Below are 14,859 nucleotides of genomic sequence, written 5' to 3'. Positions count from 1 at the left end.
TGGTAAGGTCAAGCGGTGGCAGCGCGTGCCGATGCACACAGGGTGTCCCAACGCGGAAAAAGCAATCTCCCGGATTCCTGACCGACATCCGGGAGGGGCGGGCCTTTGCGCTCGACTGCGCGATCAGGCGCAGAGCTTGGCGCTCGCGAGACGATTCAGGCTGACGCCTTGCTCGGCGGCCTGGATCACCAGCGCGCGGTGTGCCTGCGGCGGGATGCGAACCTTGAATTCACCGCTGTAGGTGCGGTCGGCGATCGGCTCGGGCACCTTTTCTCCGTTTGCGGTCATGTCGCGAATGACATCGGCGACTAGCCGGCGAAGACCGGCCAGCGCACCTTCCGGCCTTGCGTCGAGCCACGAAAGAGACGGGAATTCCGCGCACAGGCCAACGTGCTCCCCGTCCTCCGGGGACCACGTTACGCGGTACGTAAAGTGGTCTTGAGTCATGATTTCTGTTCCTTCAGTCGATCGATCGCGTCGAGAACCTGTCGCACCTGATCGTTGAATCGCACGTTCGCGGGCTCGCGCCTCATGAGTTCGAGGATCTTCCATACGCTAGCCGCATCGAATGGTGTCATTAGTGACACCATTTGTCGATCGACCAGCCGACCCCTGCACTCGAGATTGTTTCGCCTTGAGCGTGTGTCGCTCCGATATCCCCTGTTTTGTTGCAAATCGCCAGAACTATTTCGCATCTGTCGACAATACGGCTAGCGTTCGGCCAGCTATTCGGCATATTAGGGGATGCCCGTAGGCGCTATGATACCGGCCTGACATCAGCGCCCACCGTTACGCAACGTCACGAAACGGTTATCCGGGCACGCTGGGGTGCCTTGCTTTCGCCATTCGCGCGTCGCACAAGGCGTTGACTGAAAAGAACGATATTCGGCCAGTACTCGATGATTGAAAACCAGCAGGAATCAGTTTCTCTGCGGCGCGTGTGCGCGTCGCTGGCCATGGCGGCGTTGCTTGCGGGGTGCGCGTCGCAACCGGATGCCATTCAGCGGAAAACCGGCTGGATGCGCGCGGAAGTCGCCGACTCCTATGTATACGCGTATCCGCTCGTGCTGATGGACGTCGCCAAGGAAGCGGCGACCGGCGGCGACGGCGCGCAGCCGGGGCAGGCGCCGCTCAACACGCTGCGCCACGCGCAGGCGCTGCCGCCCGTCGGCGCGGTCAATCCGCCGCTGCCGGGCGTCGACACGCTCGACTCGACCGGCTGGCTCGACGTCGCCGCCGAACCCGTGATCGTCACGTTGCCCGACACGCGCGGCCGCTATTGGGACGCGCGTGCGCTCGACATGTGGACGAACGTGCTGTGGTCGTCGTCGAGCGTGGCTGCGCGCGGCACACGCGGCGGTGTGCGATCGCAAACGATTGCCTTCGCCGCGAAGGATTGGCAGGGCACGCTGCCGAAGGGCGCCGTCCGGATCGACGTCCCGTCGGCCAACGCGTGGCTCGAAGTCCGTCTGCAGACGAGCGGCGGGCGCGACCTGACGAACGTGAAGAAACTGCAGCGCGCGATCCGCGTGGTGCCGCTGTCCGTCTACACGGGCGCGGCGCGCGGCGCGTCGGTGGCGGTCCATGCGGGCAGCGCGCCGTCCGAGGCGGTGGGCGGCGGCACGCCGGCCGAGCAGGTGGCCGCGCTCGACCCGAAGGCGTTCTTCGCGCGCTTCGCGCAGGCGCTGCAGGACAACCCGGCGCCCGCCGACGACGCACACGCGCAGGCGTTGCTCGGCGACATCGGCGTGTCGGCCGGCTACCCGGTGCTGTGGACGGGCGACCGCCTCGCGGCCGCGACGGCCGGCGTCGCCGAGGCGCGCGCGCGGCTCGCGACCCCGCCGTCGAACCTGCTGAACGCGAACGGCTGGAGCTGGATCGGCGATACGGCCGGCAAGTACGGCCAGGACTACACGCTGCGCGCGTACGCGGCCTACACGCAGTTCGGCACCGCGACGCGCGACGACGAAACGCTCGCGGTCGTGCGTGTCGACAGCGACGGCCATCAGTTGAACGGAGCGAACCGCTACGTGCTGCATTTCGCGCCGGGCGCGCTGCCGCCGGTTCGCGCGTTCTGGACGCTCACGCCGTATGCGACGAACGGCGCGCTGCCCGACGTCGGGTCGGCGCGCCGCTCGCTCGGCGATCGCGACCGCCTGCGCCGCAATCACGACGGGTCGATCGACATCGTCGTGTCGGCGTCGCCGGGCGGCACGCATGCGGGCAACTGGCTGCCGGCGCCGCGCGCCGATTTCGCACTCGCGTTGCGCCTGTACGCACCGAAGCCGCAGGCGAGCGACGGGTCGTGGATGCCGCCCGTCGTCGTCCGGAAATGAACGGATGATCGGCGGCGTTGTCCGACCGGCGGGCGCGACGGCGCCCGAACCCCGTACCGTCACCTCCTGAGCCTATACTTTCGGGATAGCGTGCGCGGCCGACCGGTTCTCCGGTACGGCCGGCATCCAATCCCGAGGCATTCAAGCATGGCAAGCGCAGACAAAGAAACCGTATCCTCGACCCTCCATGCCCTCGGTGGCGTTGCACGCTCGCGCCGCACCCGGCGCATCGGCCTCGGCCTGCTGATCTTCCTCGTTTTATTCGGACTGCTCGGGTTCTTCGCGGCGCCGCCGCTGATCCGCCATATCGCCGAACAGCAACTGAGCCAGCAGCTCGACCGCCCCGCCACGATCCGGCGCATCGCGCTGAACCCGTACACGCTGAACCTCGAAGCCGACGGCATCCATCTCGGCGACAAGGGCGGGCAGGGCGACTTCATCGACATCGCGAAGCTCGTCGTGCGGCCGTCGTGGTCGTCGCTGTTCCGCGGTGCGCCGATCGTCAATGAAGTCCGCCTCGACTCGCCGCGCTTCCATATCGTCCGCTACGATGCGCAGCGCTTCAATTTCACCGACCTGATCGAGAAATTCTCGACGCCGTCGCCCAAACCGGAAAGCAAGCCGACGCAGTTCTCGGTGTCGAACATCCAGGTCAACAACGGCCGGATCGATTTCGACGATCGCCTGCTGAACGAAAAGCACGTCGTCGACAACTGGACGCTCGGCATTCCGTATATCGCGACGCTGGCATCGAAGACCGACATCTTCGTCGAGCCGAAGCTGCGCGCGCGCTTCGACGGCAGCCCGATTGCAATCGACGGCAAGACCAAGCCGTTCGCGCAGTCGCGCGAATCGGAGATTGCACTGAAATTCGACGGCCTCGACGTGCCGAAGCTGATCTCGTACGTGCCCGCGAAGCTGCCGGTGGCCGTGACGAGCGGCCTGCTGAGCAGCGACCTCAAGGTCAATTTCGTGATGAGCGGCGAGACGCCCGCGCTGCGCGTATCGGGCACCGTCGACCTGAACGACGCGAAGGTGACGGACCGCGCGTCCGCGCCGCTGTTCGCCGCGCGCGGCGTGCATGTCGCGGCGGCCAGCCTCGAGCCGCTGCGCAACGCGTTGCACTTCGACGAGATCCGGATCGACCAGCCGGTGGTCGACCTGTCGCGCGACAAGCAGGGCGTGCTGAACGTCGAGAGGCTCGCCGCGCAGCCGGCAGCCGCATCGAACGCCGCCGCGGGCAAGCCGGCGGCGCCGGGCGCCGCGGCCGCTTCCGCGGCTGCGGTAGCCGCCGCCAGCGGCGCAAAGGTCGAAGCCGCCGCGAAGGCGGCGCCGCCGCTCGACCTGACGATCCGCCATTTCGCGATCGACGGCGGCACGGTCAACGTCGACGACCGCGTGCCGGCAACGCCGACCGCGCTGTCGCTCACGAAGCTCGCCGCGACGCTCGACGGCTTCTCGATGCAGGGCAAGACCCCCGCGAAATACACGCTGTCGACGTCGCTGTCGCGCGGCGGCGACGTGACGGCCGAAGGCACGTTCAATCTCGCGGAGAAGCAGGCCGACAGCAAGCTGACGGTCGCCGCACTCGCGCTGCCGGCGCTGCAACCGTACCTCGGCGAGGCCACGCGTGCGCGCGTGCTCGACGGCACGCTCGGCGCCACCGTCAACGCGAAGGCCGACTGGGGCAAGACGCCGCTCGCCGCGCAGGTCGCCGACAGCACGGTCAGCCTGAAGTCGCTGAAGATCGCGACGCCCGACGCGAAGGCGCCCGCGATCGTGCTGCCCGACGCGAGCGCGAAGATCGCGAAGGTCGACGTTGCCGCGCGCACCGCGGAGATCGCGAGCGTCGACGCCAGCGGGCTCGCGCTCGACGTGCAGCGCCTGAAGGACGGCAGGATCGACCTCGCGGCACTGGCCGAACCCGCGCAGGCGTCGGTGCCGAAGCGCACAGTCGCGCGCAAGGCCGAGGCTGCCGCGCCGTCGTGGCATTACCGGATCGATGCGCTGAACGTGAAGGATTCGTCCGCGAACTTCACCGACCTGTCGACGCCGCGCCCGGTGAAGCTGGCGATCAAGCCGCTGGACCTGTCGGTGCAGAAGATCAGCGACGACATGAGCAAGCCGCTGCCCGTGCAGTTGAAGGCGACGCTGAACCGCAAGGGCTCGCTGAACGTGACGGGCGACGTGACCGCGCAGCCGCTGAAGCTCGGCCTGAAGATCAACGGCAACCGCCTCGACGCGGCCGCGTTCGAGCCGTACTTCGGCAGCGCGCTGAACGCGACGATCGCCAGCGCGCTGCTCAACGCGCAGGGCAACCTGACGTTCGCGCAGGTGAAGGACGCACCGCGCGCGACCTATCGCGGCGACGTCGCGCTCGTCGACGTGCGGATGCTCGACAAGGCGACCTCCGACCCGTTCGCGGGCTGGCGCTCGCTTGCGCTGACGAACCTGAAGGCGAACTACGACGAGAAAGGCACCGACGTCGACGCGGCGCGCGTGACGTTCTCGAACTTCTACGGCCGCGTGCTGCTCGATGCGCAGGGGCGGCTGAACCTGAAGGACGTGGTCGCGAAGGAGACGGGCCCGGCGCAGTCGCTCACGCGCGACGCGAGCAAGGGCGAACCGGTGCCGCTGTCGCCGGGCGTGACGCCGCCGGCTGCCGCCGCGCCGCAGGCGTCCGCGCCGGCCGCCGCGTCGGCGACGGTGGTCGTGAAGGCCGCGCAGCCGCCGCAGAACCCGGTGCGGATGCATTTCGGCGAGTTGCTGCTGCAGAACGGCCGCGTCACCTACACCGACAACTTCATCAAGCCGAACTACACGGCGAACCTGGTCGCGATCAAGGGCACGGTCGGCGCGTTCGGCACGGATTCGACGACGTCCGCGCCGGTCGACGTCGCCGCGAACCTCGCGGGCAACGGGCCGATCTCGATCAAGGGTTCGGTGAACCCGCTGATCGAGAAGCCGGCGCTCGACCTCACCGCGACCGCGCACGACATCGAGCTGACCAACCTGACGCCGTATTCGGCGAAGTACGCGGGCTACCCGATCACGAAGGGCAAGCTCAACGTCGACCTGCATTACGAGCTCGCGAACGACCAGCTGAAGGCGAACAACCACATCTTCATCGACCAGCTCACGTTCGGCGACCATGTGGAGAACGACACGGCGACCAGGCTGCCGGTGAAGCTCGCGATTTCGCTGCTGAAGAACACGCGCGGCCAGATCGACGTGAACCTGCCGGTGTCGGGCTCGCTGTCGAACCCCGAGTTCAGTGTCGGCGGGCTGATCTGGCGCGCGGTGCTGAACCTGATCGCGAAGGCCGTCACGTCGCCGTTCTCGCTGCTCGCGCATGCGTTCGGCAGCGGCGGCGAGGATCTCGGCTACGTCGAATTCGCGCCGGGCTCGTACCAGCTCGACGACGCGCAGCAGAAGAAGCTCGATACCGTCGTGAAGATGCTGACCGAGAAGCCGTCGATCCGCCTCGACCTGATCGGCCGCGTCGACCCGGCAAAGGACACGTCGGGGCTCGGCGACGCGTACGTCGAGCGGCTGGTGCGCCAGCAGAAGCTGAAGGACGTGATCGGGCAGGGCGAGAGCATCGACCCGATGTCGGTGAAGGTCGAGCCGGCCGAGTACAGCAAGTACCTGACGCGCGCGTACAAGGCCGCCGACTTCAAGAAGCCGCGCAACCTGATCGGCCTGCAGAAGACGCTGCCCGATGCCGACATGAAGAAGGCGCTCGCCGAACACGCGCCGGCCGACGACAACGCGCTGCGCGCGCTCGCGCAGCAGCGCGCGCAGGCCGTGCGCCAGTACCTCGAGGGGAAGATCGATTCGAGCCGCGTGTTCGTCGTCGCACCGAAGCTCGATGCGAAGGGCATCGACGACAAGGGCGCGACCACCCGCGTCGATTTCGGCCTGCAGTAAGCAGGCCGTCCGCCGCCGCCGCGTCCGTTCCTCCGTTCGGGCGCGGCGGCGCGCTGCCTTCAGCGCGCGGCGATCGCCGGTTCCTCGCGCTTGCCCAATTCCTTCTTCGCGGCCAGCGGCAGACGCGCGTCGTCCCACTGCGCCAGCCATTCGACTTCCTTCGCGGTGAACACCTGTCCGTAATTGCGCAACGCGTACTGCAACGCGTCGACGACGTGGTGGCGAATGATTTCGGGGGTGCGTGCATCGTCCAGCACGAACCGGAGGGCTTCCAGGGTCGACATACTCATGCTCCGGGTCAGGGAAAACCCTTTATCACACGCCAATAGTCGCGCGCCAAGCCGGAAAAAAAATCGTGCGGCGGGTGACGCCGCGGACGGTGGCCGATGCACCGGGGCGGTGCTTGCCGGTGAGCGCGCGAGTCCGCGACGTGCGCCGGGCCACGCTGGTTTGCGACCGCGTCGTGTCACTTGCGATTGGTTACGTTTGATAGAAAACAGAAAGCCCCGCTTCATGCGAACGACCCACGGCGCAGCCATATTCTTGCGCGCCTGATGGCAAGTCACGCAGTTCAACGTCAATCGATGAGGTGGGGTGATCATGTCTTTCCTTGGGAAGCAGCGGAAGTGGGTGGGGATGGTGGCGGGCGCGCTGGCGCTCGCAGGCGCGGGCGCGCATGCGGCGCAGCAGGACGGCAACCGTCAGGGCGAGGACCGCGGCCACGCGAGCCGCGTCGTGAAGCACGTGCTGCTGATCAGCGTCGACGGCCTGCACGAGCAGGATCTCGCGCGCTGCATCGGCGCGAACACGTGCCCGAATATCGCGGTGCTCGCGAAGAGCGGCGTGACCTACACGAATGCCTATACGCCCGGCCTGTCGGATTCGTTTCCGGGCCTCGCCGCGCTCGTGACCGGCGGCTCGCCGAAGACGGCCGGCCTGTTCTACGACGTGTCGTACGATCGCAACCTGTACGCGCCGGGCGACACGAGCTGCACGGGCAAGCAGGGCTGGAACGTCGTGTTCGACGAGACGACCGGCATCGACGCGGAGAACGGCGGCGCGCTGGTTCACCTGAACGGCGGCGGCGCATTCAATCCGCAGGCGATCCCGAACGCGAAGGTCGACGGCAAGTGCGTGCCGGTCTATCCGCACAACTACGTGAAGACCAACACGGTGTTCGAGGCCGTGAAGGCGGGCATCCCGAACGCGACCACCGCGTGGGCCGACAAGCACGCATGGGGCTACGACTGGCTGAACGGGCCGTCGGGCACCGGCGTCGACGATCTCGCGCGCACCGAGATCAACTCGATCGACCCGGCGACGCAGACGGACTACACGGACGTCTATTCGCATACCGCGCAATTCGACAACCTGCACGTGCAGGCGCTGATCAACCAGATCAACGGCCGCGACTCGACGGGCACGAAGCGCGCGCCGGTGCCGACGCTGTTCGGCGCCGATTTCCAGACGCTGAGCGTCGCGCAGAAGGCGGTGGTGACGAAGGGCGGCGGCTACCTGGATGCGAACTTCACGCCGAACGGGCAGGTCGCGAACGCGATCACGTACGTCGACAACGCGATCGGCCACGTCGTCGAGGCGCTGAAGCAGGCGAACCTGTATTCGTCGACGGCCGTGATCGTCACGTCGAAGCATGGCCAGTCGCCGACCGATCACACGAAGCTCGTGAAGAACGGCGACACGCTGACGAAGCTGCTCGAAGCGAACAACTATCTCGACCCGAACGGCAACTTCGGCCAGAACAACACGAAGACGGGCAACCTGAACGACGGTTCGGGCCTGGTCGGCACGGGCTTCGTGCAGACCGACGACGTCGGCCTGATCTGGCTGCGCGACCGCAACCAGCGCACGGCCGTGGTGCAGACGCTGAAGGCGAACCTGGGCTGCAATGCGCCGGGGATCTGCGCGGACGGCCCGCAGGCGTACATCCTGTACGGCGCGGCGCTCGCCGAGCGGTTCGGCGATCCGGCCAACGGCCGCACGCCGGACATCGTCGTCCAGCCGAATCCGGGCGTGATCTACACGTCGAGCACGAAGAAGGACGAGGAGCACGGCGGCAACGCGCCGGACGACAGCCACCTCGGCCTGCTCGTGTCGTATCCGGGCCTGCATCGCGCGCGCACGGTGACCGACACGGTCGGCACGAAACAGGTCGCGCCGACGATCCTCGGGCTGCTCGGTGCCGACCCGCGCCTGCTGCATGCGGTGGTGGCCGAGAATACCGGCGTGCTGCCGGGGCTCGGTATCGGTCGCTGAGCGACGCGACGCCGCAGGACTGCCCGCCGCCGGCCGCGCGGCGGGCTGCCGGTGTGCCGCGTGAGGTGCCGCGCGAGGTGCTGTCCGCGTCTACTTCGCGAACAGCACCGGCATCATCTGCAGCGCGCAATCGTGCATGCGTTTGCCGATCGCCTGCACGTCCGGCTCGTCCCGCGCCATGAGCGAATCGCCCGCGCGTTTCATCGCCGCATAACTGCCGTGCATCGCCGCATACAACGGAATCGGCGACGTGGCGCCGGGGCCGGGCCCTTCGAAATAGCCGGTTGCGGCGAGTTCGCCCAGGTAGTAGGTGTACAGCGCGCCGACGTGGTTCGCCTGCAGCCACCCCATCAGCTGGATACGCCGGTAGACCGACACGAGGTCGTCCTTCGGGCGCGAGCCGAGCGCGACGAAGATCTGCAACCGCGCGAGCCAGTTGCCCTTGCGCGCGGCCTCGACGAGCGCCGTCCACTGCGCGGGCGTCGTCGAGCCGGGTTCGCGCAGGCTGCTCATGTAGTCGATCACGGCCTGCTGGTCCGGAGCCGCGCCGATCTGGTCGGGCGACCTGCACACGAAGCGGGACACGTCGATGTCGGCATCGCCGAGATTGTCGAGTTCGTGCTTGATCTTGCCGTACACGTCGTCGAGCTGTTTCTGGACGTCGTCCCTCGACCATTCGGCCGGCAGCGGGCCCAGCCACACGAGTTCGTCGTCGTTGGCCGCCGCGGCCGCGCGGTAACGGGCGAGCGCGGCATCACGGCGCCGGGCGGCCGCGGCCTGCTCGTCGCGCGCGTCGTCGGCCATGCGCTGCGCGACGAGGTTGACGGCGTCGGTCAGTTTCGCGCAGCGGGCGAAGGCGGCGTCGCGGCGCGCCCAGCACGCGTTGTCGACCGTGTAGATCCAGCGGGTGTTGACGGTCTCCAGCACATAGTGCGTCTCGCCCGCCTGCCGTGCGACGGCGGCATGCCCCTTGTCATCGGTCACGCCTTGGGACAGCACCTTGCCGTCGTGCGTGGTCCAGCTGTAGGGCTCGCTGCTCAGCGGTATTTCGCTGCCGCTGTCGCCGGTCAGGTTGATCGCGTAGCGCGTCGTCGGCTTCGTTTCGGCGTGCGCGACGCCGACGGCGGTGAGCGCGGCGAGCGCGACGGCCGCGCAGCGGTGCCGGGCCTTCCTCGGGTGCGTGACGGCGGGCGGCTCGTGGCCGTGGTGTGACGACGGGGTGTTCATTGCCCTCTTTCTCCGTTGTTGTTCTCGTCGTGCTTCGTTCGACGACGCGCGAGTGTAGCAGGCGGGTATCGCGACGAACGGCTTGAATTCTGTCGCCCGTACCGGCATATTCGCCACGCATCACCCGTTCAACGACGCACCGAGAGGTTTGTTCATGCGCCTTCTGCTTGCCCTGCTGCTGCCGTGGTTCCAGTTCTTCACGATCGGCCGCCCGATCGCCGGGATCATCTGCCTGATCCTGCAAATCACGATCGTCGGCTGGCTGCCGGCCGCGATCTGGTCGGTGTATGCGCTGAGCCAGTACAAGACCGATCGCAAGATCGAAGCGGCGCTGCGCGGGCAAAAGTAAGCGCCCGGGCCATTCCCCGTATACCGGGCTTCGTCGATCCGGCAGCGGAAGCGGCGAGTTCCGTGCGCGTCGCCGGCTATCCCGGCGGCGCCCCTTCCAGCGCCTCTGCCCGCGCGAACAGCCAGTCGACGAACGTGCGCAGCGACGCATCGCCGTCGTCGCGATACAGGCAATGAAACGGCGGCCCTTCCAGGTGGACTTCCGGAAACAGCGCGACGAGCCGCCCGTGCTCGAGATCGTCGCGCACGACCGCGCGCGGCGCGAGGCACACGCCGAGCCCGCTCGCGGCAGCCTTGGTCATCAGGAAGAACTCGCGATAGAACGGCCCGCGCAGCGTCTCGGTGACGACCGAGCCCGCCTGGTGGAACCAGTATTGCCATGCCTGCGGCAAGCCCGCGTAATGCAGCAGCGGCGCGTGGCGCAGGTCGGCCGGCGTGCGCGCGTCATCGAGCACCGGGTGGCCGGGCGCGCACACCGGCACCGCCACGGTCGCGAGCAGCGGCCGCGACACGAACCCCTTGCGGCGCAGCTCCGGCGTATAGCGGCGGATGACGATGTCGCAGGTTTCGTCGAACTGGTCGCGTTCGGTGTCGGGCGTCGTGACGAGTTGCACGTCGATATCCGGATGCCCGGCCTGGAACGCGGCCAGTTGCGTGAGCAACCATCCATGCGCGAACGACACCGACGTGTTGATCCGCACCGGATGGCCGCCGACCGGTTCGAGCATCTGGCTCGTGGCCTGCGCGAGCCGGCCGAGGCAGCTCGCGACGTCGACGAGGTAATGCCGCGCGCGCGGCGTGAGCCGCAACGAGCGCCCGTCGCGTTCGAACAGCTTCTGCCCGAAGAACGATTCGAGCACGCGGATCTGCTGCGCGACCGCGCTCTGGGTCACGTTCAACTCGTCGGCGGCGAGGGTGAGGCTCTGCAGGCGGCCGGCAGCTTCGAAGCTGCGCAGCGCATTCAGGGGCGGCAATCGGCGCATCGTGAGATCGCGAAGAAAAGCTACACAGTGGGTCAAAAAATGTCGTTTGTGGCGGCCGGGGCGCCTCCCTATCATGGCGCCGACAGGAGAGAACGCCCCGATGACGATCATATCGCCACCCGACGCCCGGGCAACCGGATTTCGCCACCGTCTACGCGTCCGGCGCGCGGCACGTCGTGAGATGAACCGCCCGGCCGCGGTGCCGCCCGTGCGCGGCCGCGGCGCGCTGGCGCTCGCCTGTGCCGGACTGTTCGCGGCGCTGACCGGATGCGCGACGAAACCCGACAACGAGCGGCAGATCGGCAACGGCGGATCGCTGGTGCGCTACAGCTCGAGCCAGACCGAAGTCGACCTGACCGATGCCGAGCAGCAGACGCTGCGCATGCTCAGCGACCGCCGCTATGCGGACGCGACGCAGGCGCGCGCGCTCGACGCGGTGGCCGGCGCGCTGCGCGCGCAGGGTTATGCGCCGGTGACGGTCGATCGCGATTCGGGGCTGGTGGAAGCGGGGCGCAGCGACACGCTGATCCCGAAGTGGCGTCAGCTGCTGCGCGGCGCGCTGAAGGCGCGCATCGGGATGCTGCCGACGAAGCCCGATCATGAACGCGTGGCCGCGATCGTGACGGTTCGGGCGGGGCGGGACGCGCACGTCGCGATCGTGCGGGCGCGATTCGATCGTACGGTGTGGGACAGCGCCGGCGATTCGCGCACCAAGACCGTCATGGAGCCCGAGTACTACCAGGCGTTCTTCGCGGAAGTGGACAAGGCGATGTGCGCGACGAAGTGCGAGCGGTGAGCGGTGAGCGGGGTGCGCGCCGGCGCGTGAAAGCCGGGGAGGATGATCGAACACGGCGGCGTGCCGGTGGCGACGGTGGCGCGCCGGAGGCGGATTGCGCGGAACGGGCCCGGCATGTGCCCCGGCGTGCAACGCGGAAGGGGCCTACTTCACCGCGAACAGCGTCAGGTTCATGAAGATCTTGAACGCGTAACCGAGCGTGACGGCGCCGATCACGCCGCCGGCCCACAGGACGACGAACCACATCCAGCCGCGCATCCGCGGCCGGGGGGCCGCGGCGGCGGAGTGTTCGGCGGAATCAGTGGTGGTAGTAATGCTGGTCTTCATGGCGCACCTTGCCTCGGAATACCCAGTAACCCATCGTCGTGTAGGCGATGATGATCGGGAGGATAACCGCTGCGCCGACCAGTGTGAAGGTCTGGCTGGAGCGCGGCGCCGCGGCTTCCCAGATCGTCATCGTCTGAGGAATCGCATACGGGAACAGCGTGACGAGCAGGCCGACGTAGCCGAGCAGCACGAGCGCCAGCGCGAGCACGAACGGCGTCATGTCATGCCGGTCGCGCACCGCGCGGCGCATCCATACCGCGCACGCGGCGACCAGGAACGGCACCGGCAGCAGGCGCCAGAACAGCCCCGAATCGAACCAGCGCTGCGCGATGGCCGGGTCCTGCAGCGGCGTCCACAGGCTGACGACCGCGATGAAGCCGAGCAGCACGAGCGTCAGCGGCCACACGACGCGATGGAGGCGCCGCTGCAGGTCGCCTTCCGTCTTCGCGACGAGCCAGCAGCAGCCGAGCAGCGCATAGGTCACGATCAGGCCGAGGCCGGTCAGCAGGCTGAACGGCGTGAGCCAGTCGAAGGCATCGCCCGCGAACACGCCGTCCTTCACGTTGATGCCTTGCAGGAACGCGCCGAGCGCGATCCCCTGGAACAGCGTCGCGCCGGCCGAGCCGCCGATGAACGCCAGATCCCACAGCTGCTTCGTGCGCCGCGCCTTCGCGCGGATCTCGAACGACACGCCGCGGAAGATCAGGCACACCAGCATGAAGATCAGCGGCAGGTACAGCGCCGACAGCACGGTCGAATAGACGACCGGGAACACCGCGAACAGCCCGGCACCGCCGAGCACGAGCCACGTCTCGTTGCCGTCCCACACGGGCGCGACCGTGTTCATCATCAGGTCGCGTTCCTTCTCGTCCGGGAAGAACGGGAAGACGATGCCGATGCCGAGGTCGAAGCCGTCGAGCACGACGTACATGAAGAGCCCCAATGCGATGATCGCGGCCCAGATTACGGTGACGTCCATAGGTTTTCTCGTATGCGGAATGGGGTAGGCTCAGACGGTCTCGATCAACTCGTCGACGGCCGACATCGGGCGGCGCGCGGTGTGATCGGGGCGCGTGTCGGGTGTGTCGTCGTGCTTCACGTCGGGCAGCGCGGGGCCGGCCTTCATCAGCTTCAGCATGTAGTACACGCCGGTGCCGAACACGAGGAAGTACACGATCACGAACGTCATCATCGACAGGCTGACCTGCTGCACCGACAGCGGCGACACCGCATGCGCGGTGCGCATCACGCCATACACGACCCACGGCTGGCGGCCCGCTTCGGTCGTGACCCAGCCCGCGAGCAGCGACACGAAGCCGGTCGGGCCCATCACGAGCGCGAAGCGCTGGAACCACTTCGATTCATACAGGCTGCCGCGGCGGCGCAGGAGCCACGCGAGCGCGGCGAGGCCGATCATCGCGATGCCGAGGCCGACCATGATCCGGAAGCTCCAGAACACGACCGTCGAGTTCGGGCGGTCTTCCGGCGGGAATTCCTTCAGCCCGCGGATCTCGCCGTCCCAGCTGTGCGTGAGGATCAGGCTGCCGAGGTGCGGCACTTTCACCGCGTAGCGGGTCGTTTCCGCCTTCATGTCCGGGATGCCGAACAGGTTGAGCGCGGTGCCGCCCTTCTCGGTTTCCCACAGCCCTTCGATCGCGGCGATCTTCGCGGGCTGGTGTTTCAGCGTGTTGATGCCGTGCTGGTCGCCGATCACGGCCTGCAGCGGTGCGAGCACGAGCAGCAGCCACAGCGCCATCGAGAACATCTTCTTCACGCCCTTGTCGCGGCGGCCCTTCAGCAGGTGCCATGCGCCCGTCGCGGCCACCACCAGCGCGGCGACGATGAACGCGGCGATCGCCATGTGGAACAGGCGGTACGGGAACGACGGGTTGAAGATGATCGCGAACCAGTCGGTCGGCACGACGCGGCCGTCGACGATCTCGAAGCCCTGCGGCGTCTGCATCCAGCTGTTCGACGCGAGAATCCAGAACGTCGAGATCAGCGTGCCGATCGCGACCATCAGCGTCGCGCCGAAGTGCGCGCGGGGGCTCACGCGGTTCCAGCCGAACAGCATGATGCCGAGGAAACCGGCCTCGAGGAAGAAGGCGGTCATGACCTCGTACATCAGCAGCGGCCCGGTGACGGCGCCGGCGAAGCTCGAGAAGCCCGACCAGTTCGTGCCGAACTGGTAGCTCATCACGACGCCGGAAACGACGCCCATCCCGAACGCGACCGCGAAGATCTTCGACCAGAACAGGCAGAGGGTTTTGTAGTACTGCTTGCCGGTTTTCAGCCAGCGATATTCGAGGACGGCGATGAAGCTGGCGAGGCCGATGCTCAGCGCCGGAAAGACGATGTGAAAGGAGACGGTGAACGCGAATTGCAGGCGGGCCAGATCGAGGGCCGAAAGAGCGGTGTCCATACCAGTTGACCGAGGCTGACGATACCCGCCGGCGGGTGCCGGCGGACCCCGGCGGACGGGCGTCGGGGTTGGCTGGAGTATGGGCCGCGATGTTGCACCGCGAAATGCGCCAACTCGTCGCAGATGTCCAGCCCGGCGCGCGCGATTCCGGGGTAAATCGTTGATTCGTATCAAGAACGCTGCTTGCGGCGCGCGCGGCCGCGGCGTGGCGGTCTG

The 14,859-nt window shown here is 67.7% G+C and carries 12 protein-coding genes; 5 read left to right on the top strand and 7 right to left on the bottom strand.

Going from position 1 to position 14,859, the window contains the following annotated elements; all coding sequences use genetic code 11:
* Window positions 1-123: 123 nt before the first annotated feature.
* Window positions 124-447, bottom strand: coding sequence for a type II toxin-antitoxin system HicB family antitoxin (locus APZ15_RS23920; protein WP_027790357.1), 324 nt, complete (start codon window positions 445-447; stop codon window positions 124-126).
* Window positions 448-899: 452 nt separating this feature from the next.
* On the opposite strand from APZ15_RS23920, the gene APZ15_RS23910 reads away from it, so the two are divergent.
* On the top strand, window positions 900-2,336 hold the full coding sequence (locus tag APZ15_RS23910; protein WP_027790359.1) for a DUF1254 domain-containing protein: 1,437 nt from the start codon (window positions 900-902) through the stop codon (window positions 2,334-2,336).
* A 147-nt stretch (window positions 2,337-2,483) separates the two neighbouring features.
* Window positions 2,484-6,266, top strand: a complete 3,783-nt coding sequence (locus APZ15_RS23905) for a DUF748 domain-containing protein (RefSeq protein WP_027790360.1) — start codon at window positions 2,484-2,486, stop codon at window positions 6,264-6,266.
* Between the two features lie 59 nt (window positions 6,267-6,325).
* Here APZ15_RS23905 and APZ15_RS23900 read toward each other — a convergent pair whose 3' ends face one another.
* Entirely contained in the window at window positions 6,326-6,550 is a 225-nt protein-coding gene (locus APZ15_RS23900; protein WP_027790361.1) for a hypothetical protein, read from the bottom strand.
* Between the two features lie 316 nt (window positions 6,551-6,866).
* Between APZ15_RS23900 and APZ15_RS23895 the strand changes: the two genes are divergently transcribed.
* Window positions 6,867-8,540 carry an alkaline phosphatase family protein gene (locus APZ15_RS23895; RefSeq protein WP_264173781.1) on the top strand — a complete coding sequence of 558 codons (1,674 nt, stop codon included), beginning with the start codon at window positions 6,867-6,869 and terminating at the stop codon, window positions 8,538-8,540.
* A gap of 90 nt (window positions 8,541-8,630) precedes the next feature.
* Here the strand turns inward: APZ15_RS23895 and APZ15_RS23890 are convergent, their stop codons facing one another.
* The gene (locus APZ15_RS23890; protein WP_027790363.1) at window positions 8,631-9,767 is read right to left on the bottom strand and encodes a hypothetical protein; all 1,137 of its coding nucleotides are present in this window, start codon (window positions 9,765-9,767) and stop codon (window positions 8,631-8,633) included.
* A 154-nt stretch (window positions 9,768-9,921) separates the two neighbouring features.
* On the opposite strand from APZ15_RS23890, the gene APZ15_RS23885 reads away from it, so the two are divergent.
* Window positions 9,922-10,116 (top strand): YqaE/Pmp3 family membrane protein, encoded by a 195-nt coding sequence (locus APZ15_RS23885; protein ID WP_021163564.1) that lies wholly within the window; start codon window positions 9,922-9,924, stop codon window positions 10,114-10,116.
* 76 nt (window positions 10,117-10,192) lie between these two features.
* On the opposite strand, the gene APZ15_RS23880 is transcribed toward APZ15_RS23885, so the two are convergent.
* Window positions 10,193-11,098, bottom strand: coding sequence for a LysR substrate-binding domain-containing protein (locus tag APZ15_RS23880; RefSeq protein ID WP_034196002.1), 906 nt, complete (start codon window positions 11,096-11,098; stop codon window positions 10,193-10,195).
* A gap of 181 nt (window positions 11,099-11,279) precedes the next feature.
* On the opposite strand from APZ15_RS23880, the gene APZ15_RS23875 reads away from it, so the two are divergent.
* Complete coding sequence (locus APZ15_RS23875) at window positions 11,280-11,894, top strand: hypothetical protein (RefSeq protein WP_226153313.1); 615 nt, start codon at window positions 11,280-11,282, stop codon at window positions 11,892-11,894.
* Between the two features lie 144 nt (window positions 11,895-12,038).
* Here APZ15_RS23875 and APZ15_RS23870 read toward each other — a convergent pair whose 3' ends face one another.
* Genes APZ15_RS23870 through APZ15_RS23860 form a run of 3 tightly spaced genes read right to left on the bottom strand, consistent with a single transcriptional unit; the run spans window position 12,039 to window position 14,643 of the window.
* Window positions 12,039-12,221, bottom strand: a complete 183-nt coding sequence (locus APZ15_RS23870; RefSeq protein ID WP_027790366.1) for a hypothetical protein — start codon at window positions 12,219-12,221, stop codon at window positions 12,039-12,041.
* Window positions 12,193-13,200 carry a cytochrome d ubiquinol oxidase subunit II gene (gene cydB, locus APZ15_RS23865; protein ID WP_027790367.1) on the bottom strand — a complete coding sequence of 336 codons (1,008 nt, stop codon included), beginning with the start codon at window positions 13,198-13,200 and terminating at the stop codon, window positions 12,193-12,195. Before cydB ends, APZ15_RS23870 begins: the two co-directional genes overlap by 29 nt.
* Before the next feature lie 30 nt (window positions 13,201-13,230).
* Window positions 13,231-14,643, bottom strand: coding sequence for a cytochrome ubiquinol oxidase subunit I (locus APZ15_RS23860; RefSeq protein ID WP_027790368.1), 1,413 nt, complete (start codon window positions 14,641-14,643; stop codon window positions 13,231-13,233).
* Window positions 14,644-14,859 lie beyond the last annotated feature (216 nt).

Origin of the sequence: Burkholderia cepacia ATCC 25416, from assembly GCF_001411495.1 — a bacterium.
In the GTDB taxonomy this organism is placed as follows: domain Bacteria; phylum Pseudomonadota; class Gammaproteobacteria; order Burkholderiales; family Burkholderiaceae; genus Burkholderia; species Burkholderia cepacia.
The sequence above is the reverse complement of the archived record's forward strand: the minus strand, read 5'-3'. Positions and strand labels throughout refer to the sequence as shown.